Here is a 19,210-nt window from a genome sequence, read left to right on the forward strand (position 1 = left end):
CTCGTTCAGTGGTGGGAGATGAGTCCGACGGCGGCCTGTATGGCGGCGTTGACGGGTCCGGCGACACCGGTCGAGGCGAGGGTGAAGCCGGACAGCCACAGCGCGGCGGCGGTCGGCAGGGACACCCGCCGGCCGCGGATCAGCAGGACGCTGACGACGGCGAGCAGGACGGCCAGGGAGACGGAGACGATCACGGACGTGCCTTCCGTGAGGCGGTGTGTGGGTGTGGCGGGGCCCCGCCCGGGAGGGTCGTGGGGCGGGGCCGGGTGCTGTCGTGCGGACTGCGCCGGAGCTGTCGTCCGTACTGTCGTGGTGCTGTCGTCCCGACTGTCGTGACGACTGTCGCCTGCCAGGTCGGAGGGGGTTCTGCGGGGCTGTGACAGCTCGGACCCACCCCGGGGTGACAGTGCGACAGTGCGGGCGACAGCAGGCCTGTTTCAGCCCTCGGTAGGGGGCTTGGGGGCGTGCGTGAGGTGGACGTAGCGGGCCTTGTTGCTCTCGCCGACCCGGACCGCTTCGCCCGTCTCGGCCCACTCCTTGAGCCAGCCGTTGATGGTCTGCCGGGTGGTGCCGAACTCGGGCTTCAGGACCCGCTCCATCGCGGTCGCCCCGGTGCCTTCCGGCCCCGCCTTGAGCAGCAGGATGAGGGCGGCTTCGCGGGCGCCGGGCTGTTCCGGGGTGTCCTGTTCGCGGCCGCTGGACCAGGTGGTGGGGTCGGACCAGTCGGTTGCGGTGGCGGTGCTGTCCTTGTCGGCCGGGGGCAGCAGCCAGAGGCTCTCCAGCTCGTCGGCCGGTCCGTCGGTGGGGCGGTCCCATCCGGCGGTGGCCTTCCACCCGCCCGGCGGCGGCCCGGTGTTCAGCCCCTGCTCCGCCGGGCCGCCCGCTCCGGGCTGCCGGCCGGGCGGGACGGGGGCGGAGTCCCAGAGGTGCCCGCACCGCTCGAACGACCAGCGCTCGGCGTAGTCGGTGCCGGCGGCGTCGAGTGAGGGGGCGTCGAGGGCGGGACGGCGGTGGGAGGTGAGGGCGGCGATGTCCTCGATCTGCCCGGGGGTGATCCGCCACTGCCTCGCTTTGGCGGGCTGCTTGCCCTCGGTGCCGACCAGCAGCGACCCCGGCCCCGAGAACGAGTCTTCGGCGCGCAGGGCCCGCCAGCCGAAGAGGTGCCCGAGCTCGGAGTCCTCCAGCGCACCGGTCGCGACCCGGTTGGAGGCCATCTTGCGGACCAGCGGGTCGGGCATGACGTCCTGGGTGACCCGCAGCACCGAGATCACGGCGCGGATCGCCATGGCGCGGGCGATCCGGATGACTTCCGAGATCCCGGCGAGGACGGCGCGTGCTTCGCGGGTGGCGGCGACCTCGGCGCCCTCGTCCATGATGATGACGATCTCGGGGACGTCCGGGCTGACGGGCAGCTTGTCGTCGTTGGCGTCGCGCATGGCGTCCTGGTAGGCGGTCTTGCGGCGCTTGGCGATCCGCACCGCCGCCGCCAGCATCCGCTTGGCCTCCGCCGGGGTGGAGGCGACCCAGTCCACCCCTGGGGTGGGGATGTCCGCCCCCGCCCACCGCGAACCCGCCCGGCCGGTCTGGGCGTCGCGCCACGCGTTCAGCCACGGAAGGCCGATCGACCCGGCGTTCAGGTCGATCACCCAGACCAGGGTGTCGTTGGTCTGGTCGAGCAGGGCGATCAGGGTGTGCAGCCAGTTGGTCTTGCCGGAGCCGGTGGGGCCGGTGACGACCGTGGACGCCTGCCGCAGGTCCAGCTCCGCGCGCTCCCCGGTCGACAGCAAAGCGATCGGGACCGGGTTGTTGACCGTGGTCGTCTCGTGCAGGTCCTCGACCGGGAACGGCAGCTCGGTCCCGGCCAGGTTCTTCGTGGTGACCATGATGAGGACCCGCCGGCGGGAGATGCCGGGCATGGTGGCCAGGCCGCAGCCCTCCGGCAGGTCGAGGTCGGTGCCCAGGCCCTCAGCGCGGTCGGTGATGGTCCGGCGGGTGGTGCCGCCCTCGGGCAGCTCGACCTCAACGGTGTAGCCGGCGCCGGACGGCCAGTGCTCGATCCCCAGCACGACCACGTCGACGCCGCAGACACGCTTGATGCGGGCGGTCCACTCGGCGCCCATCTGCCGGCGGGCACCGATCAGCAGCAGGTGCCGGCGGGACTCCTGCTCGATCTCCTCGTGCGCGGCGAACCCCCGTGCCAGCGTCCCGACCGCGATACCGGCGGCGGCGAGGGAACCGAGGTGGGGCCAGGTCCACGGGCCGCCGTGGGCGATCGCCCAGGACGACCAGCCGCCGGCGGTGAGCCAGCACGCCCCGCGGAAGGTGAGGGTGGCGCCGGTGAGGCGGCGGCGCATCCCGGCGGCGAGCGTCCCGACCGCCCCCGCCGCACCGGCCGCGAGGGCCCAACCGGCGGGCATGCCGGTGACGTGACCCAGGGACGCGGTGGTGAGGGCGCCGCAGGTGCCGTTGACGGTGCCGGACAGGATCCCGTGTCCGGCCTTCCAGTCGATCCGCACCCCGGAGGCGGGGTGCTTGGGGTTGGTCATCGTGCTTCTCTCCTGCTCACGAAGGGGGAGGGAACGGGCCGCCCACCACCGTGTGGTGGGCGGCCCGGGACGAGCGACGGTGCGGGGTCGAGCCGGAGGTGCGGCGGGTCGGCGGGGTTACTGGACGTTCCAGCGGCGTTCGCCGTCGACGCCGTTGCGGGGGTTCTCGATTCGCTCGATGTCGGCCTCATGCACGCGGCGGTAGATGACGGGGACCTCTTCGAGGGCGGCGACGACCTTGCCCATGGCGCGGTAGCCCTCGCCGATCTCCTCGACCACCGCCGGGTCCACCGGCAGGCGTTCGGCGGACAGCTCCGCGAGGACCCGCAGCACGTCCTGGATGGTGAGGAACGCGCCGGGCAGGTCGTTGACGAGTTGCTCGAACTCCGTCATGTGCTCGGGGTCGAACGTGGAGGCGGCCTGCAGCATGACGTCGGCGGCGGAGGAGAGGGAGAACGCGGGAACGGTGGACTGGGAGTCGGGCATGGTTGCCTCCTCGGGGCGCCAGCCGAAGATGACGCGGGTCGGTGTCCAGACGGTCGGGGCCTGCACCGCACGCCTCTTAAGAGCCGAGGTGGCGGTGGGTTTGGCCTTGCGGGCAGGGTCGTTCACGGTCTCGGCGGGCACCGGCACCTCACCGACACCGGTCAGGTCAGTTCCGGCGATCGCCGCGTCCCTGGCCTCACGGGCCGAGCGGGCATTGCCCGCCAGCCGCCACCAGGTGCGGCGCATGTGGGAGGCGACCATGCCGCGGTGCCGCCAGTTGAACGCCAGCACCGAACCCAGCCCGACCAGGCCGGTGCCGAGGACGGCGCCGGTCATCCTCGCCCGGTAGCGCCATGCGGAGCGCTTCAAGGCCTTCCGCTGCTCGGGCGTCGACACCACTGGCACGGACGACTTCCCTCCCTTCGCCCTGGTCTTGGTCGTGGTGGTGGGGGTGGTGAGGCCGGTGGCGGGGTCGAGGCCGGCCTTGCGCATCGCGCGCTCACGGCCCTTGATCAGGCGCTTCTCGGTGCGGTCGGCGATCTTCGCTGCCCGGCCGGCGGATGCCTCCGGCCACCGGCCGCCCGAACCGCCGCGCAGGCCCGGCGCGTTGCCCTGTGCGCCCTTCGCCACCGACCGGGCAGCCCACCCCGGCTCGCGCCAACCACCAGCACCAGTGCCCCGGTTGGAGCCGCCGCGGTGCCCGGCCCCGGATCGGCCCGACGAGCCGGCAGTGCGGGCGGCCCCGGCGGCGGTGGTTCGGGGGCGGCCGAGGCCGACGCTCGGCATGCCAGCCGAGCCCCGGGGGGAAGCCCCGGGGGCGGTTCCGGCGGCCGGGCTGCCGGCCGCGCCGTGCGGGCGGGGCGTGGTCCCTGCGGGGGTGGTGGTGCGGTGCTGGGCGGTGCGGGCGGCGGCCCGCAGCCCGGACGCGCTCGGCCGGGCCTGCCCGGACCACGGCAGCCCACCACCAGCGGCGCCCGACGACCGGCGGGCGCCGGGGACGTGTCCGGCCCCGGCGGACGTCCGGAGCGCGGAGCCACGGTTCCCGCCGGCCCCGAGGGTGCCGGCGGTGCTGCGCGTGGTGCCCAGCGCGCCGGTGCGGTGGGCGGCGCGGGTGCGATGGGCGAGGGTGCCGACCGCGATCACGCCAGCAGCGACCGTGGCGGCTGCGAGCGAGAGCGGCCCGCCGAGACTGAGGGCTCCGGTGGTGACGGCGCCGACGGCGTTGGCGGCCGCGGCGGCGAGCGGCAGCCCCGGCACCGGGGCCACCGGGGGGTTGCCCGCGGTGGGCGGCGCGGCGGGCATGGGCGGGACGGGGGGTGGGGGTTGTGTGGTGACCTCGACCAGGGTCGGGGCGTCGGCCATGATGGCTACTCCGGTCTCTTCGATGAGGGGTTCGGAGCCCGGGACGGCCGGACAGCTTGCCGGCACGAACGGCCGTCCCGGGGCGAGGAAGGGTCAGACCGCGGCCGTGAGCTGGGGCTTGAGCTCGATCGAGCGGCACCGGGCGGCGTGGTCGTTGGCCTCGGTGCGGGCGGCCGCGGTGAACACGTGGTTCTGGCTGACCTGGCCGCAGCCCAGGCAGTGCCAGGCCATCGCGCCGGGCTGGGGCTCGAAGAGCGCGACCCGGGCCTTGAACACCCCCAGGAACAGGGCGACGGTGCCGACCGGCAGACCGGTCTCGGGGTTCATCGGGACGTGCTTGGACACGATTCCTCCTGGAATCACGTGGGGTTGGGTGAGGTGGCGCCGTTCTTCAGGCAGCGAGCCCGAGACGGTCCGCGCACGGCACGCAGGTGCCGTAGCGCTGCGGCAGGACGTAGCCGGCGTCGCGCTGGCACTCCGGGCACCAACGCCGGGCCAGGTTCGCCGCAGCGAGTGCCCCCCGCTTGGCGGGGGTCATCGGGCGGACCGGCGCGGCGAGGTCGAGGCGGTAGAGGAACGCGGTGGCGGTGCCGCCGAAGCGGGACCGCCAGCACATCTGCGCGGCGACTGGCTGCCCGCCCGGCCGCAAGCCGCGCTTGCGGAGCTGCCTGCGGGTGGCGTACCCGTCGGGGGCCTGCCGCCACCGGAACGTCGGGATACACCCCGGCCCGGTCGCGGCCGGGGCCTCAATCCGGCGCTTCACGCGGACACCGCCGCGGCGCCGACCAGCGGGCGGAGCGCGTCGCGTACCCGCTGGGCGCGGGGCTGGCCGATGCCGTACTCGGCGCGCAGGGTACGCACCGACGGCAGGTTCCCCTCAGCGAGTACATCCGCGAACCGGGCCGCCGCGGCCGGGGTCAGCTCGTCCGCCGCCGCGGCCTCTTCCTGCTGGTCAGGGCCGGTGTATCCGGTGTATCCGTCGTCCTCGGGTACGTACCCGTCGGCGTCGCTCGGACGGGTACGGTCCGGCGCCGGGACGGGTGCGGGGCGGGCCGGGAGCGGCATGAACAGCAGCTCCGGCACCACCTCGACGGCGGGCTCGACCGGCGCCGGCGCGGGGGCCGGGTACGGCTCGGGTACGGCGGGTACGGGCGCCGGGTACACCCCGGCGGGACCGGGTACGGGCCTCGCCCACAGCGGTGCCACCTTGTCCTCCGCAGCCCTGCCGGGCGTGCGGTGGGTGAGGGAGGCGAGGGCCCGGCGGTAGGCGGGTCCGGCCTCGGCGACCAGGAGCAGGAGGAGCGGGGGGATGAGGTGGATGGCGACGCCGACGGTGTCTTTGGCGAGGGCGGCGTCCCCGATGTTGAGCCAGACCGTGGCCAGGCCGGTGACCCACCGGAAGAGCCGGGGCCAGGCGCCGCCGTCGGCGTCGTAGCGGGCCAGGGTGCTGTCGGCTTGCAGGCTGAGGATGAAGCAGCCGTCCGCGGCGACCGACATGACTGGGCCGGACCCCCAGCCCTGGGAGTGGGCGTCGATGAACGGGGCGGCGGTGAACATGCTCACCGTGACGACCGCGCCGGTCAGCACCCACGTGAACGTGGTGATCACCCGGCCGGTCCGCCGGACCTGCTGCTCGGTCGGGACCTCAGTGCCTGCCGGGTCGGGACCGTGCTTGTCGCGGCTCACCGGGCACCCCCGGTAGGCATCGGGGTGGTGGCGCGCTCGGCGCGGTGGCGGGCGTCGAGGTCCGCGGTGTGCCGCTCGACCCGCTCCGCCAGCCGGGCAGCCTGCTCGCGGACCCGGCGCAAGGCCTCATCGGCCTGCGACAGCGGTGTCACGGTCGCGGCGGTGGTCATCAGGCCACCTGCTTCCGCTGCCGGTCCTTCAGCAGGTGACGCTGATACGGGGTGAGGCCACCGAAGATGCCGTGCTTCTCGCCGCGCTCCATCGCCAGGGCCAGGCACATGTCGCGGACCGGGCAGCCGGAGCAGATGTCCTTGGCCCGCAGGACGCAGAAACCGTAGTTGTCGGCGTCGTCGTCGGGGAAGAACAGGTCCGGGTCGGCGCCGGTGCAGGCGGCGCCCGGAAGGCTGCCGGCCGCCTCGGGCGGGGTGAAGACCGCGTCCCCTGCGGGGCTGGCGGTCAGGTGCGGGCGGTTGGTGCCGCGCAGTCCGCGGCGCACGTAGCGGGTCATCACGCGGCCGCCTTCCACGTCTGGGCCCGGCGGCGCTCTGCGGTGTTGAGCAGGGCGCGGGCGTAGCGGGCAGGCTCGGGGGCCAGGTCACGGAGCACGTCCCTGGCCACCGCAAGGCGGACCACCTTGTCGGTGTCCGTCTCGTCGGCAGGGCCGCCGAACAACTCCACGTCGATGCCGAGGGCCAATTCGGCGAACTCGGAGGCCGTAGCGGCCTCCTGGCCTGCAACAATCAGTCGCACGGGTCTACCTCTTCCAAGGGGTAAGTGGGCCCGTGAGGGCCGCCGCGCGCCCGGCCAAGGAATGCGCGGCGGTCCACTCAACGGGCTCAGGCCACAAGTCGGTTGACGAGCGGCCGCGGAACCCGGCGTACCGCCGCCCAAGGCGGTGCACGTCGGGAGCCGTGATCGCTGGTCGGGAAGCCTCACCGGCTACCGGCACGGTGAGGCGACCTATGGGACTCGCGGATGACCAGGTTCATCGGGACCTCCTTCGGTTCGAGCGATCAAGGGATTCACACTGCAAGGGGGGCCACGCCCCCACTCTCCGGCCGTTGATCGCGGTCACCGGGCCACCTCGCCAGTCAGGGCCGAAGCCCCTGTCCCCTGGCCTTTGCGGAGATTGCAGCGTCCTCCGCCTCAGCTCTCAGCAGCCCGTGCAGGCGGCTGTCGCGCGCCCTCAGGGCCACGTTCGTGCAGGTCAGAGCAGCCCAAAGAAGGCCCCTCTGCGCCGCTCCCGCATCTCCCGGTTGCGGCACTCTCAACATAGAGAACCTGCTTAGGCAGGTCAAGAGGGTCAGGTCTCTCGCGTCTGTTGGGCGTCTGCCCTAGCATTGGCCCATGGCCCTAGACCCCGATGACTCCCGACCCCCGTATCAGCAGGTCAGCAGCGCCCTGCGGGCCTCGATTCTTACGAAGAAGCCGGGGTTCGAGACCGGCGACAAACTTCCGTCCGGACCCGAGCTGGCCAAGTACTTCGGCGTGGCACGCGGCACTGTGGACAAAGCTCTCGACCTGCTCCGGAGCGAGGGGCTGATCGTGACCCGGCAGGGAAGCGGCTCATTCGTCCGAGAGCGGACATCTCGCCCGGTCGGACTTCGGCCGCACCTTGAAGCAGCCTTCGAGCAGCAGCAAGTCACGCTCGACTTCGCCGGATTCTCTAGCGAGACGCTGCACAACGCGATGCAAGAGCCACTCGACAAAGTCCGCTCCGGTCGGCTGACGCCGGAGTCGATCACCGTCCGACTGCTGCTGCCAGACACCACAGCGCCGATGGCCGTCCCTGTACTGGTCGACGGCCTCGCTGACGAGGTGGCACTTCGCGAGCGGGCCAGGAACATCGCGCTGACCAACGCAGGTGGCATCGCCCACTCGGTGGAGGTGCTGGCAGAGCTGGGGCTGGTTCAGTCGGCGAGCGTCCAGGTCAAGGTCCACCGGGCGTCGAGCCTGTTCAAGCTGTACATCCTCAACCGGTCGGAAGCCTTCTTCGGCTTCTATCCGCTGCGCGAGCGGACCATCGCGGTCGAGGGTGCCGACCACACCTTCTACGACGTGACCGGCAAGGACACCACCCTGTTCCACCATGCCGCCGGCCCTGATGACGCGTCGCTCGGGTCGCAGTACGTCCAGCAGGCCCAGATGTGGTTCGACAGCGTATGGACCACCATCGCTTACGAGCGCCAGCGATGAGCACGGTCCCCCAGTCGCTCGCGGACGTGCTCCGGCCGGTGAAGCACGTCCTGCTCGACTTCGACGGCCCGATCTGCTCCGTCTTCGCGGGGCTGCCAGCCCCTGAGGTGGCGGAACGACTTCGTGAGGGCCTGCTCGCCATCGGGCAGGCCCCGCCTGGAGGCGAAGGAGAGAAGGACCCGCTCGCATTGCTTCGCTTGATCTCGGATGCCCGACCGAACCTGACCGCTCGCGCAGACAACCTGCTGACAGCGCTGGAGACCGAAGCCGCGCGCGTGGGTCGGCCGACTCCGGGCGGAGAATCGGTTCTACGTGCCTGCGCAGACTCGGGCCGGTCAGTGTCTGTCGTCAGCAACAACGCCACCGTAGCAATCAAGGCTTACCTGGCCGATCACGGCCTGAGCGACTGCGTGAGCGGAGTCTTCGGACGGGTACCTGGCAACCCGTCATCGATGAAGCCGAACCCGTACCTCCTACTGGCAGCCATGGAAGCTGCGGGCACTCGACCTGAGGAGTGTGTCTTCATCGGCGACGCAGCCCGCGACGTGGAAGCCGGAGACGCAGCCAGCGTCCCCACCATCGGCTACGCCAACAAACCAGGGAAAGATGCCAGGCTGTCCGCCGCTGGCGCGATTGCCATCGTGCACTCAATGCAAGCGATTGCAGACGCCTTGGTCTAAGCCCACTTCGAGTAGCGACAGGGAAATCGCTGCCAGCCGGCATCACGATTCACCGCGCTCATCGATTCACAAGAATCTACCTAGACAGATAATCTCAGGTCGCCCTGCACTCTAGGATCTCGTAGCATATTCAGTAGTTGAGCATCACCTATGCCAGAAAATAGCACGTCTGCGTCGACCCTCATAGCCTGCCTGAGCATAGATTGGAAGACTGCAGCAAAAGGCTGATCTCGGATAACGCTAGCCGCCCTATCCATCTCAGCCAAGGCGCCCTCAACTCGGGCGTTCATCCACTGCCCAATAGCCAGGGACATCAGCTCAAGCGCATGGCGACGAGCGTCGGGGCGCTTCTCACTGTTAAGCCCGCAAGTCCTGACCGTATATTCTCCCCTATCCGAAATGCCGAAGTATTCACCCGTATCCAGGATCAAGTGGAGATGCACAAAGGGATCTTCGGCCGTCGGATTGACAAGCATGGGAACCCCCACGGAATCAACTTCATGAATACCCTTCTTGAACCTGCTGTTGCACGTACTGCAGGCAAGTAGGTAGTTCAGCCACATGAAGGCTTTCATGGGATCGCTATGAACAGGCACATAATGGTCGATGTGATCCGCGAGGTTCTGCCCGCAGTACATGCAGCAGTCATGACCCGCCGCCATCCCTCGAAGCGCCTCCAGTGCTGGTGCGTACCCGTCGCGCCTAAATGTCTGCCGATTCCACGCCAGTGATACCGTCTTAAGGCGATCGCTCGACGCCTCGACCTCTCCGGTAAGGATTGCAAGCTTAGACTCCACCGAGCTAGGCAGATCGACTCGACGAATGGGAATCAAATTCCACCGCCATTGGAATCACCTAGCAGTCGGACGGAGATTTCATCGACACGAGTAACTGGGGAACTGGAGAGTTGCACCTTAATCTCCCGGAGCGATTCAACATCCTCATCCGAGGCATGTCCACTGATCAGAAGCCTCTCCAGGCGCAAGAGTCGCTTTCGAAGATCCTGAGCCTCCATTGAATATGGCGTATCGAGCCCGAAAAGGTCGGAGATTACCGCGTCATCCCCCGTGCCATAAACCACCCGCCTGTAGAGGTCTTGGTCAACGACGCTCGGGGGGCTAGCTTCACTCGGACCAGGTAGCCTGATAAGGCCGTTCTCGTCCGCGGCCTGACAGATGTATGGGCTGTGCGTCGTAACGATGAACTGCACTTGAGGGAAATGAAGCTTCAACCAAGCACCAATCCGCTGCTGCCATGAAACATGGAGATGCGCGTCCACCTCATCGATCAGGACTACCCCTGGATGCCGAAGCGTCGGACGTCCATCTTGATACACAACGCGATGAACGTCTGGATAAGGATAGGCTGCAAACATGCGCCGGATAATATCTAGCACCAAGGCAACGACGGTCCGATAACCGTCGCTCATCTGGCGAAGAGGTGTGGACCTTCCGGTCTCATCATGAATGATCCAGAGGCCCTGCGAGTCCACACGATCAACTTTATAGTGATCTGGGAGAAGGCCATCCTGGAGCAGCTCGAAGATGGCTTCCAGAAGCTCCGCCGATCCTCGCGAATTTACATTCTCTTGCTGCTCCTCAAGGCGCTGCAAATGAAGACGGACAAGCCAAGCGACCGCCTCCGAAAGCGAATCCCTTTCACTAAAAAGAGTCCGAACCGCGAACATCTTATCCGCGTAGTCGGGGATGCGGCTGGATCGTGGATTCTTTGAATTAACAGGGGATCGCTCAAAATCGCTGTCTCCACCCGTCAACCTGCGGAAAGGGCCATATGCAGCAATAAACCATCCAGGAATCCTTGATCCCGACCAAAGCACTTCCCCTAGGAGGGCATCAGCCTTGAAGGATACCGATACTCGATCGAGCAGAAGGTGCTCTTGGAGCTCAGGTGCGATGAAGTGGCGGAATTCATTGCGCTCTTTGAGTCGATACTCAAAAAGAGCCTCATCCATTACCTTCCTGGACCGGCCCGACCCAAACCTCCAAGACATCGCGACCGTGCCCAAGGTCTCCTCCGAATATCCCGCATCCCAGAGTGGGTCATTCGAGATCTCCAGAGCGATACTTCCCTGCTTCCTGTTTTCTGAAAGCCACCCCTCAAGAGTATCTTCCAGCTGCATTGACAGTCGTTGCCCGATGAGGCCAATGGCAATCGCCCGAAGGAGCGTCGTCTTGCCCGACCCATTGCGTCCGGCTAGGACGGTCCAGCCTGCATAGCTGCCGTCTGGCCGCGCGAAATCGAGTGCAACTTTTCGCTTTCCGTCGAATCCTCGAACGCCATTCATAGTCAGCTTATTTACGTACATTCCAAATTCTCCCTCAGGTACAGGGCGCGGGATCTGTTGGACGTGGCGTCAGCCACGGAGGTCTGCATCGCAACTCCCCGCAAACTGTCGAAGGAGTTGGGGCTAGCGTCGCGCTCTAGCAAGCGCATGCGAGAAGAGAACTGATGCCGCATGCGCCCCGCTCGTCGGCCCCTCTCATCCATGACAGTGACGGTACCCGGTTTGGCTACTCCAACCGAAGATTTGTGGGACTTCCAGCTGGCGACCGCGACTGTATAGGGAGCTACTGACGGCTAACCAGCCTCCATCGTCTGCTCGGCTAGCGGCCTCTCGAGGGCAGAACCGTAGGCCAGAGCCGGCAGGCATCTCCGTCAACACTCCCAGCTGATGAGTCCTCTGGTGGGCCAAAGCACATGTGCCCTCCTCGCCGGCACCGCAGCCCACCGTCAGGACTGGCGGGCCCGGGTAGCGGTCAGTGGTTCGATGCGCGGTACCAGTAGAAGCCAGCTAGCGCGTCCCGCAGAGGGCCGCTGCAAGCTACTGTCGAGGCGTGCTGCCCGCGCAGGTTGAACCAACACAGACCTGGCCCGCCCACGGGTGCGCGAACGGAAGGCAAGTGGACTCGTGAGCCGAGGCCCGCTTCCGGCCACTAGACCTCGCCGGAGTGGCGGCTGGGAGAACTCCGGGAGAAGCATTTGCCATCAGGGGTCTCCGAAGGCAGGCCAAGCCAACGCAGACCAACGGCCTGAGCTGCATGGATCCCAGTCGTGGCAGGTGCCTAGCGAATCCGGACCTCATTCGGGACGAAGAGGCCGTGGGTTCAAATCCCGCCACCCCGACCCAGTGCAGAGGCCCTGCCGGAGAAATCCGGCAGGGCCTCTGTCGTGTGCGCCGACAGTGGACGGCAAGGGCGGTCGACCCGGGGCTCGGTGACGGGTGGACAGGAAGGCTTCTGCGTCCGCCTCCTGTCGCGGCGGTGGCCCGGGCGGGTCCGGGCGGCTGCCGACGCGGCCGTCGGAGTGACAAACCGGACGGGTCGCGGGCGGTCGACGGGGGCTCGACACCTAGCGTGACCGTATGAATACAGAACGTTTTCCCGGTGTTCCCGGGGGTCCGGCCGCGCCGGGTGCGTCGCGGCGGAGCGGGTTCGCGGCCCTGTTCGTGATGGCGCTCGCCCTGCTCACCGTCGTCGCGACCATCACGCCGGCCGCCGCCGCGCGCCGGGCGGGCGGCACGGTGACCGTGGAGGTCGTCAACAACAGCGACCGGGACCTGATCGGTTCGGCCATCAACGTCGCGCACGGCTGCCTGCTCGCCCCGGCTCCGGGGCGGATCAACGCGGGGACCACCGGCCGCTGGACGGCGGTGGCGTGCGGCGACCTCGCCGGCACCGAGGGAACGGTCTCCTACCAGGTCGCGGGCGAGGGCACGGCGACCGTGGACGTGGGCTGGATCGTCCCGCTCGCGGGGGAGAACAGCTTCACGCAGAAGGCGCCCACCGGCTACGTGGTGAGCCTCAGCGGCGGCGCGGACCCGACCTCGCCCGCCCGGTTCACCTTCGACTGCAACTCCACGACCTGCGACGGGATCCCCGACGACTGGAAGCGCAACGGCGTCACCATCAACCCGGGCAACGGCGCCGCCCCGCAGTTCATCGACCTGCCCAAGATGGGTGCGGACGTGAACAAGCCGGACGTCTTCGTCCAGCTCGACTGGATGGCCGGCACGGCCCACAGCCACGCGCTCGACCCGCAGGCGATCAGGAAGGTGGTCGACGCCTTCGCGAAGTCGCCGTTCAACCGGCACTCCCCGACGACCGGCATCAACCTGCACGTCGACGCCGGGCCCAACAGCGTCCTCAACTTCGCGACCGGCGCGACCTGGGGCACCCTCAGCAAGGCGAAGGCGCTGACCGAGACCACCAACCTGGGGGTCAAGGACGCGAACGGGATGTACACCTGGAACGCCTTCAACGCGCTGAAGACGGCCACCACGGGCGGCTTCGTGAACACCGGGCGGGCGTCGATCTTCCACTACGCGATCTCCGCCCACAACCTGGAACCCGGCTCCGGATCCAGCGGCATCTCCGCCGGCACCCCGGCCAGCGACTTCATCGTCAGCCTGGGCAGCTTCACCAACAGCGTCGGCACGGTCAACGAGCAGGCCGGGACGTTCATGCACGAGCTCGGCCACAACCTCGGCCTGCGGCACGGCGGCGACTTCGACCTGCCCAACCACCGGCCGCAGTACTTCAGCGTGATGAACTACTCGTACCAGATGGGTCTGGCCTCCGGGACCACCACCGGTCTGATGGACTACTCCCGGCAGGCGGCCTCGCTGCAGGAGAGCAGCCTGAACGAGCGCCAGTACCCGGGCAGCACGGGCAGCTTCGACGTCCGGCACTACTGCGCCAAGCCGACCGGGGGCGGTTCGTTCGTCACCGTGCTGGCCTCCGCCGGCCAGGTCGACTGGAACTGCAACGGCATGATCGAGGAGAACCCGGTCTCGGCCGACACCAACAACGACGGGCAGATCACCGCCCTCACCGGCCACGACGACTGGAACGCCGTCCAGCTGCGCGGCGGCTCGATCAGCCACCCCGGTGACTCCGGCGGCGTCCCGGCGCCGACCCCCGACGACGAGCTGGCGCCCGACGAGGCCGCCATGGACCTCCCGGTGGACACCACACCGCCGGTCACCACGGCGACGACGTACCCGCACCCCGGGAAGCACCAGGTCCACCACGAGGACGTCACCGTCACCCTCACCGCGACGGACGACATCTCCGGCGTGGCGAGGACCGAGTACAACCTCGACGGCGCGGGCTGGCGTGAGTACACCGGCCCGGTCCGGGTGGGCGGCGACGGCGAGCACACCCTGCTGTACCGCTCGGTCGACCACTCGCAGAACCTGGAGGAGACCAGGTCGCTGACGATCCGGATCGACTGCGACGGCGGACGGCACGACGGCTGGCAGCAGACGTCGTGACGCCGGCCGCGGGTGCTCCGCTCCCGCGTGTCTGACCGCTCCGCAGGACCCCCGGGCCACCCCTCCGGCCCGGGGGTCCCCGCATGCCCGGCCGCGCTCGCCGCACGGCCCGACCGCCCGACCGCCCGTCAGGAAGGTTCCCCCACGGCCACCGCCCCTCCGCGGGTAGCCTGCCTGGCGAGCCAGGGCCGCAAGGCCGGCCGGGGCCGTACGGCCGTCACCAGCTGAGGGAGAACCATGGCAGAGCCCCTGATCGCCGCCGTCGCCGGCCGTGTCCCGGACGTCGACCCCACGGCGTTCGTCGCCCCCAACGCGGTGGTGGTCGGATCGGTCACCGTCGCCCCCCGCGCGAGCGTCTGGTACGGCGCCGTCCTGCGGGGTGACGCCGAGTCCATCGTGGTGGGCGCGGACACCAACATCCAGGACAACTGCACGGTGCACAGCGACCTCGGCTTCCCCGCGGTGCTCGGGGAACGGATCTCGGTCGGCCACAACGCGGTGCTGCACGGCTGCACGGTCGAGGACGACGTGCTGGTCGGCATGGGCGCCACGGTGCTCAACGGTGCCCGGATCGGCGCCGGGTCGCTGGTCGCGGCCGGCGCCGTGGTGCCGCAGGGGATGCAGGTGCCGCCGGGATCCCTGGTCGCCGGGGTGCCCGCCAAGGTCCGGCGGGAGCTCACCGAGGAGGAGCGGGCGGGCATCAAGGCCAACGGCGAGGGGTACGTCCTGCTCGCCCTGGCGCACGCCGAGATCGAGGCTCCCTGACCGCCCACGCCCACGCTCACCCCCGGGTACACGCCGGCGCGCGGTCCACCGCGCGCCGGTGACGACGGGAGGCCCACCGGGGAGACGGCCCGAGCGCCGGCCCGAGCGCCCGTCCGAGCGCACCGGTCTCAGTGCTCCGCCGGGAAGCTCCACCGGGTGGGCGAGCCCGTGAAGTCCTCCTGCACCAGGCCGAACACCTCGGAGGGCCGCACCCGGAAGGTCGAATTCACCGCCGGGTCGAGGAAGTCGATCCCGTAGGCGGTGCCGTACTTCCCGTTGAGCGCGGCCAGGAACACGGCGATCCCCGCCGGGTCGACGACCGTGGCGGCCCGGCCCTCCAGTACCACCGGCTCGTGCGGGTCGTCCGTGGTCACCACGCAGTCGGCGCGGGCGGCCAGGTTGCGGGCCTTGCGCGAGGCCCGGCTGCTGCTGAACCAGAGCGCGCCGTCGAGCCAGACGCCCCACACCGGCATCGCGTGCGGCCTGCCGTCCGGCCGCACGGTGGAGAGCCAGTAGTCGTGCGAGCCGGTCAGCCGCTCGCAGGCCCACGACCACGGGAGCAGACCGGTGCCCTCGTCCGCCGGCAGGATCCCGTAACCGGGCATGTGCGGGCGGGCCCGGGACGGTTCCAACACCGGATCACCTCCGTGCGGCAGCACGCCGTCGACCGCCCGCCGGTGCGGGCTGCGCCCACCGTACGGCCGCGACACGCGACGGACGCGCAGGCACACCCCCCTTCACCCTCGGAATCCACACGGACACCCTGAGTGGCGGCCCCCTCCGATCGCCCATAGCTTCGATCCGACGGGCGTGCACCCCGCGGGGCCTCGGCACGTCACCGCCCACGGACTCCACCGAACTCCCGGAAGGCAGGTCACCACCCATGCCCACACGACCGATTCACTACTGCGCGGGCTTCGCCGCCGCCCTGCTCGCCGCCCTGGGAACGGCACCCCCCGCCCACGCGACGAGCTGGCACGTGGTCCGGCCGGGTGAGTCGATCCAGCAGGCCGTCGACGCCGCCTCCCCCGGCGACGGCATCCAGCTCCTCGCCGGCACCTACCGCGGGAGCGTGCAGGTCACCACCCCCAACCTCACCATCCGCGGGGCCGGCCGGGCCACCGTGATCTCCCCGGCCGAGACCCCGACCGGGCAGGCCTGCGCCGCGGCCGGCCACGGCCTGTGCATCAGCGGCACCGCCACCACCCCGCTGTCCGGGGTGCGGATCGAGGCGCTCACCCTCCAGGGGTTCAGCAAGAACGGCCTCACCGCCACCATGACGGACCGTCTCCAGGTCCGCGGCATCGTCGCCCGCGACAACGGCCAGCAGGGCATCAGCCAGGAGAAGTCCACCCGGTCCACGGTGGTCGGCAACGAGGCCAGGAACAACGGCCAGGCCGGCGTCTTCCTGGCGAACGCCGCCAACGAGGAGGGCGGGGGCCTGGACACCCGGGGTGCCGTGATCAGCGGCAACCGCCTCACCGGCAACCGGATCGGCGTCGTGGTCCGCCGGGCCCGGGAGCTGACCGTCGAGCAGAACAGCATCTCCGGCAACTGCGGCGGCGTCTTCGTCGTGGGCGACGAGGGCGTCCCGAAGGCCGGCGCGCTGACCGTCCGCCAGAACCACGTCTTCGCCAACAACCGGTACTGCCCGCCCAACCCTCGGCTCGACTACATCCAGGGCACCGGCATCCTCCTCACCGGCGTGGAGGACACCGAGGTGAGCGGCAACCGCGTCGAGGACAACGAGGGCGCCTCGCCGATGTCCGGCGGCATCGTGCTGTTCCGCAGCGTGGTGGGCACCCCGAACAGCCGGATCACCGTCCAGGACAACATCGTCCTCCGCAACGGCCCGGCCGACCTCGCCGACCGCGACGCCGCCGGGACGGACAACTCCTTCGCCGGAAACACCTGCCGGGTCTCCGAACCGTCCGGCCACTGCTGACCAGCCCGGCCCCGCCGGGGCCGGATCCCCGCCACGAGAAAGGTGACCCGATGACCACCGCACGACCGACCGCCGCCCGCCGCAGCACGGCGAAGCCGACGCCCCCGCCCCCGGCGGCCGCCGGCGCCGCACCGCCCGGATCCCCGCAAGCCGCCATGCGCCTGCGCGAGCTGGTCTTCGGCGCGGCCTGCGCGGCCGCCGTCCGCGCCGCCGCGTCGCTGGGCGTCGCCGACGCGCTCGGCGAGCGGCCCGCGACCGTCGAGGAGCTGGCCACGGCCGTCCACGCCGAGCCGAGACCGCTGCGCCGGCTGCTGCGGGCGCTGTCCTGCTACGGCGTGTTCACCGAGACGGACGACGACCGCTACGCCCACACCGACATGTCCCGTCAGCTGCGCCAGGACGCCCCGAACACCCTCCACCACATCGCCCTGTGGTGCACCGAGCCGTGGACCTGGCAGGCCTGGCCCCGCCTGGACGAGGCCGTCCGCACCGGCCGCAACATCTTCCCGGACGTGTTCGGCAAGGAGTTCTTCGACTACCTGCACGACGACGCGCGCGACTCGGCCCGGGTCTTCAACCAGGCCATGACCAGCTCCAGCCGCCAGTCCGCCGCCGACCTCGCGGCCTTCCTCGACCTCGACGGCGTCTCCAGCGTGGTGGACATCGGCGGCGGCCAGGGCCACGTGCTGGCCAGCCTGCTGGAGAAGCACCCGGCGCTGCACGGCACGCTGCTCGACCTCCCCCAGGTGGTCGAGAACGCCGACGCCAGGCTGCGGCCGGGCGGCGTCCTCGCCGACCGCGCGAAGCTCGTCCCGGGCGACTGCCGGGTCGACATCCCGGTCCGCGCGGACCTCTACATCATCAAGAACATCCTGGAGTGGGACGACGAGAGCACCCGCCGCACGCTGCGCAACGTGCTGGCCGCCGCCCGCCCGGGCGCCCGGGTGGTGGTGGTGGAGAACCTGGTCGACGACAGCCCCTCGATGCGGTTCACCACGGCGATGGACCTGATGCTGCTCCTGAACGTCGGCGGCGCCAAGCACTCCCGGGAGAGCATGCTCTCCCTGATGACCGAGGCCGGCCTGCTCGTCCAGGACGTCCGGCCGGTCAACCCGTACCTGCACGCGTTCGAGAGCGTCGTTCCCGCCTGACCCGGGGAAACTCGGGGAGACCGCGATCCGGCCCGTCGGCTGAGCCGACGGGCCGGATCGCTGTGCGCGTGCGAGGGGGTCAGCGGGCGGCGTTCCCGGCCGCGCGGCGGCGCAGCGCCACCGCGCCGGCCGCGAGGCCGCCGGCCAGCAGGACCGAGCCGGCGACCTGCCCGGCGACGGACCCGCCGGGCGTGAGGGCCGTGCCGCCGCCGCCCGCGTGCACGCCACCGGTCGGCTTCGCCGCCTGGCCGCCCTCGGCCGCGGCCGACGCCTGCTTCTCCGCCCAGGTCTTCTGCCCCTCGGGCGAGGCGGCCTTGGCCTGCTTCTGCTCCCAGGTCAGCTCGGGGCGGGCCTCGGAACCGTCGTCGGCCTGGGCGACCGGGCCGGCCAGGAGCACGGTCGCGGCGAGCGCCGCCCCGGTGAGAAGGGTGCGTGCAGAACGCATGGGGATCTTCCTTTCGATACCTTCGGTGCGTTTGCCGATCCGGTCGGCAAGAGGGGACGCACGGCACTGCGCCTGCGGCGTGCCGCAGGTGGTCGGGAACGCGCGGAACCCGCGACGGTCACCGGCGGCCGGGGGCTCGTCGGACGAGCTCCGGTACGGCCGTTCCGGTTCTCCGGGCGGGCGGCGGGCGGGCGGCTGCGAGTGCAAGCGGTCGGCGCCGGTGACCGTCGCGGTCACCGGGCGCTCGACCTGCAGCCGTCGGTGGGTCTCCATCGGTTCGGGGTGCCCGGGCGGGCGTCGCGGAGTGCCCGGGCCGGTGTCACGAGGTGCGGGGACGCTCCCAGCGGTAGAACTCGCGGGCCATCGCGTCCTTCGGCTCGCGCCAGGTCGCCGGGTCGTAGGCCTCCACGTACGCGGTGAGCTGGCGGCTCACCTCGCGGAACTCGGGGTGGCCGGCGAGGCGGGCGACCTCGGGGCCGGGCGGGCGGTCGGCCTCGATCAGGTGCATGTAGAGGTCGCCGAACTGGAACAGGCTGCGTCCGGTGACGCCGATCAGGTGCGGGAGTTCACCGCGGTCGGAGGCCTCGAAGACCTCGGCGATGCCCTCGGCCGACTTCGGCTTCATCCGGGCGACGATCAGGGTGCGGTGCAGCTC

General features: G+C 70.3%; 20 protein-coding genes. 6 read left to right on the plus strand and 14 right to left on the minus strand.

Annotation, left to right across the window (positions count from 1 at the left end):
- Positions 1–5: 5 nt before the first annotated feature.
- The 9 genes from ACIOFR_RS31185 to ACIOFR_RS31225 all read right to left on the minus strand — a co-directional run bounded on the left by ACIOFR_RS31185 (position 6) and on the right by ACIOFR_RS31225 (position 6,830).
- Positions 6–194, minus strand: a complete 189-nt coding sequence (locus ACIOFR_RS31185) for a hypothetical protein (RefSeq protein WP_401002588.1) — start codon at positions 192–194, stop codon at positions 6–8.
- Between the two features lie 243 nt (positions 195–437).
- Complete coding sequence (locus ACIOFR_RS31190; RefSeq protein WP_401002589.1) at positions 438–2,546, minus strand: hypothetical protein; 2,109 nt, start codon at positions 2,544–2,546, stop codon at positions 438–440.
- 117 nt (positions 2,547–2,663) lie between these two features.
- Complete coding sequence (locus tag ACIOFR_RS31195) at positions 2,664–4,394, minus strand: hypothetical protein (RefSeq protein WP_401002590.1); 1,731 nt, start codon at positions 4,392–4,394, stop codon at positions 2,664–2,666.
- 93 nt (positions 4,395–4,487) lie between these two features.
- Positions 4,488–4,739, minus strand: a complete 252-nt coding sequence (locus ACIOFR_RS31200; protein ID WP_401002591.1) for a hypothetical protein — start codon at positions 4,737–4,739, stop codon at positions 4,488–4,490.
- Between the two features lie 46 nt (positions 4,740–4,785).
- Entirely contained in the window at positions 4,786–5,157 is a 372-nt protein-coding gene (locus ACIOFR_RS31205) for an RRQRL motif-containing zinc-binding protein (RefSeq protein WP_401002592.1), read from the minus strand.
- Entirely contained in the window at positions 5,154–6,080 is a 927-nt protein-coding gene (locus ACIOFR_RS31210) for a hypothetical protein (protein ID WP_401002593.1), read from the minus strand. Before ACIOFR_RS31210 ends, ACIOFR_RS31205 begins: the two co-directional genes overlap by 4 nt.
- Positions 6,077–6,250, minus strand: a complete 174-nt coding sequence (locus tag ACIOFR_RS31215; RefSeq protein WP_401002594.1) for a hypothetical protein — start codon at positions 6,248–6,250, stop codon at positions 6,077–6,079. The genes ACIOFR_RS31210 and ACIOFR_RS31215 overlap by 4 nt, the downstream gene beginning before the upstream one ends.
- Entirely contained in the window at positions 6,250–6,588 is a 339-nt protein-coding gene (locus tag ACIOFR_RS31220; protein ID WP_401002595.1) for a WhiB family transcriptional regulator, read from the minus strand. The genes ACIOFR_RS31215 and ACIOFR_RS31220 overlap by 1 nt, the downstream gene beginning before the upstream one ends.
- A complete protein-coding gene (locus ACIOFR_RS31225) occupies positions 6,588–6,830 on the minus strand; it encodes a hypothetical protein (RefSeq protein ID WP_401002596.1) in 243 nt (80 codons plus the stop codon). The genes ACIOFR_RS31220 and ACIOFR_RS31225 overlap by 1 nt, the downstream gene beginning before the upstream one ends.
- A 597-nt stretch (positions 6,831–7,427) precedes the next feature.
- Here ACIOFR_RS31225 and ACIOFR_RS31230 point away from each other — a divergent pair.
- A complete protein-coding gene (locus ACIOFR_RS31230) occupies positions 7,428–8,276 on the plus strand; it encodes a GntR family transcriptional regulator (RefSeq protein ID WP_401002597.1) in 849 nt (282 codons plus the stop codon).
- Entirely contained in the window at positions 8,273–8,956 is a 684-nt protein-coding gene (locus tag ACIOFR_RS31235) for an HAD family hydrolase (RefSeq protein WP_401002598.1), read from the plus strand. Before ACIOFR_RS31230 ends, ACIOFR_RS31235 begins: the two co-directional genes overlap by 4 nt.
- Positions 8,957–9,036: 80 nt before the next feature.
- Here ACIOFR_RS31235 and ACIOFR_RS31240 read toward each other — a convergent pair whose 3' ends face one another.
- Positions 9,037–9,753 (minus strand): HNH endonuclease, encoded by a 717-nt coding sequence (locus ACIOFR_RS31240; RefSeq protein WP_401002599.1) that lies wholly within the window; start codon positions 9,751–9,753, stop codon positions 9,037–9,039.
- Between the two features lie 32 nt (positions 9,754–9,785).
- The gene (locus ACIOFR_RS31245; RefSeq protein ID WP_401002600.1) at positions 9,786–11,282 is read right to left on the minus strand and encodes an AAA family ATPase; all 1,497 of its coding nucleotides are present in this window, start codon (positions 11,280–11,282) and stop codon (positions 9,786–9,788) included.
- 1,056 nt (positions 11,283–12,338) lie between these two features.
- On the opposite strand from ACIOFR_RS31245, the gene ACIOFR_RS31250 reads away from it, so the two are divergent.
- Both ACIOFR_RS31250 and ACIOFR_RS31255 read left to right on the plus strand, forming a co-directional pair.
- Positions 12,339–14,249 (plus strand): OmpL47-type beta-barrel domain-containing protein, encoded by a 1,911-nt coding sequence (locus tag ACIOFR_RS31250; protein ID WP_401002601.1) that lies wholly within the window; start codon positions 12,339–12,341, stop codon positions 14,247–14,249.
- Between the two features lie 237 nt (positions 14,250–14,486).
- Complete coding sequence (locus ACIOFR_RS31255) at positions 14,487–15,014, plus strand: gamma carbonic anhydrase family protein (RefSeq protein ID WP_401002602.1); 528 nt, start codon at positions 14,487–14,489, stop codon at positions 15,012–15,014.
- Positions 15,015–15,142: 128 nt separating this feature from the next.
- On the opposite strand, the gene ACIOFR_RS31260 is transcribed toward ACIOFR_RS31255, so the two are convergent.
- A complete protein-coding gene (locus ACIOFR_RS31260; protein ID WP_401002603.1) occupies positions 15,143–15,649 on the minus strand; it encodes a pyridoxamine 5'-phosphate oxidase family protein in 507 nt (168 codons plus the stop codon).
- Between the two features lie 248 nt (positions 15,650–15,897).
- On the opposite strand from ACIOFR_RS31260, the gene ACIOFR_RS31265 reads away from it, so the two are divergent.
- Together ACIOFR_RS31265 and ACIOFR_RS31270 are read left to right on the plus strand one after the other, a co-directional pair.
- A complete protein-coding gene (locus tag ACIOFR_RS31265; protein ID WP_401002604.1) occupies positions 15,898–16,959 on the plus strand; it encodes a nitrous oxide reductase family maturation protein NosD in 1,062 nt (353 codons plus the stop codon).
- A 50-nt stretch (positions 16,960–17,009) separates the two neighbouring features.
- A complete protein-coding gene (locus ACIOFR_RS31270) occupies positions 17,010–18,110 on the plus strand; it encodes a methyltransferase (protein ID WP_401002605.1) in 1,101 nt (366 codons plus the stop codon).
- 79 nt (positions 18,111–18,189) lie between these two features.
- Here the strand turns inward: ACIOFR_RS31270 and ACIOFR_RS31275 are convergent, their stop codons facing one another.
- The gene (locus ACIOFR_RS31275; protein ID WP_401002606.1) at positions 18,190–18,555 is read right to left on the minus strand and encodes a hypothetical protein; all 366 of its coding nucleotides are present in this window, start codon (positions 18,553–18,555) and stop codon (positions 18,190–18,192) included.
- A gap of 319 nt (positions 18,556–18,874) precedes the next feature.
- The gene (locus ACIOFR_RS31280; RefSeq protein ID WP_401002628.1) at positions 18,875–19,207 is read right to left on the minus strand and encodes a TcmI family type II polyketide cyclase; all 333 of its coding nucleotides are present in this window, start codon (positions 19,205–19,207) and stop codon (positions 18,875–18,877) included.
- Between the last annotated feature and the right edge of the window lie 3 nt (positions 19,208–19,210).

Origin of the sequence: Kitasatospora sp. NPDC088346 (assembly GCF_044740765.1) — a bacterium.
GTDB lineage: Bacteria > Actinomycetota > Actinomycetes > Streptomycetales > Streptomycetaceae > Kitasatospora.